We start from the raw sequence: 1,603 nt of genomic DNA, 5'->3' as shown, positions 1-1,603 counted from the left end.
TCATGAAGACACAGATTTGAACTGGAGAGTTTGATTCTGGCTCAGATTGAACGCTGGCGGCGTGCCTAACACATGCAAGTCGAACGAGAAAGTTCCTTCGGGAATGAGTACAGTGGCGCACGGGTGAGTAACGCGTGGATAATCTACCCATTGGTTCGGAATAACAGTTGGAAACGACTGATAATACTGGATAATATGGCAACGTTAAAGGTGGCCTCTGCTTGCAAGCTACTGCCAATGGATGAGTCCGCGTCTCATTAGCTAGACGGTAGGGTAACGGCCTACCGTGGCAACGATGAGTAGCAGGCCTGAGAGGGTGGCCTGCCACACTGGGACTGGAACACGGCCCAGACTCCTACGGGAGGCAGCAGTGGGGAATATTGCGCAATGGGGGAAACCCTGACGCAGCGACGCCGCGTGGAGGATGAAGGTTTTCGGATCGTAAACTCCTGTCAGAAGGGAAGAAACCTGCAAAAAGTAATATGTTTTGCAGCTGACGGTACCTTCAGAGGAAGCACCGGCTAATTCCGTGCCAGCAGCCGCGGTAATACGGAAGGTGCAAGCGTTAATCGGAATCACTGGGCGTAAAGCGCTCGTAGGTGGCTTTGTAAGTCAGGTGTGAAAGCCCACGGCTCAACCGTGGAATTGCACTTGATACTGCATTGCTTGAGTTCGGGAGAGGGTAGTGGAATTCCAGGTGTAGGAGTGAAATCCGTAGAGATCTGGAGGAACACCAGTGGCGAAGGCGACTACCTGGACCGATACTGACACTGAGGAGCGAAAGCGTGGGGAGCAAACAGGATTAGATACCCTGGTAGTCCACGCTGTAAACGATGGATACTAGGTGTCGGGGGCTTGACCTTCGGTGCCGTAGCTAACGCGTTAAGTATCCCGCCTGGGGAGTACGGTCGCAAGGCTGAAACTCAAAGAAATTGACGGGGGCCCGCACAAGCGGTGGAGTATGTGGTTTAATTCGATGCAACGCGAAGAACCTTACCTAGGCTTGACATCCCTGGAACCTTCCCGAAAAGGAAGGGTGCTCTTCGGAGAACCAGGAGACAGGTGCTGCATGGCTGTCGTCAGCTCGTGCCGTGAGGTGTTGGGTTAAGTCCCGCAACGAGCGCAACCCCTATTCTTAGTTGCCATCAGGTGATGCTGGGCACTCTAGGAAGACTGCCCGGGTTAACCGGGAGGAAGGTGGGGACGACGTCAAGTCATCATGGCCCTTACGCCTAGGGCTACACACGTACTACAATGGTGCATACAAAGGGCAGCGATACCGCGAGGTGGAGCCAATCCCAGAAAGTGCATCTCAGTCCGGATAGGAGTCTGCAACTCGACTCCTTGAAGTCGGAATCGCTAGTAATCCTGGATCAGCATGCCAGGGTGAATGCGTTCCCGGGCCTTGTACACACCGCCCGTCACACCACGAAAGTTGGTTCTACCCGACATCGGTGAGCTAACCCGCAAGGGAGGCAGCCGCCTACGGTAGGGCTAATGATTGGGGTGAAGTCGTAACAAGGTAGCCGTAGGGGAACCTGCGGCTGGATCACCTCCTTTAAGGAAATTTGTCCAACTCGCTATTTAATTGCAAGGAGCTTCG

General features: G+C 54.0%; 1 rRNA gene. It reads left to right on the top strand.

The window, feature by feature from the left end:
• Nucleotides 1–18 precede the first annotated feature (18 nt).
• Nucleotides 19–1,560, top strand: a 16S ribosomal RNA gene (locus HUV30_RS03995).
• Nucleotides 1,561–1,603: the final 43 nt, after the last annotated feature.

Source organism: Desulfovibrio subterraneus (assembly GCF_013340285.1).
Taxonomy (GTDB): Bacteria; Desulfobacterota; Desulfovibrionia; order Desulfovibrionales; family Desulfovibrionaceae; genus Halodesulfovibrio; species Halodesulfovibrio subterraneus.
The sequence above is the reverse complement of the archived record's forward strand: the minus strand, read 5'-3'. Positions and strand labels throughout refer to the sequence as shown.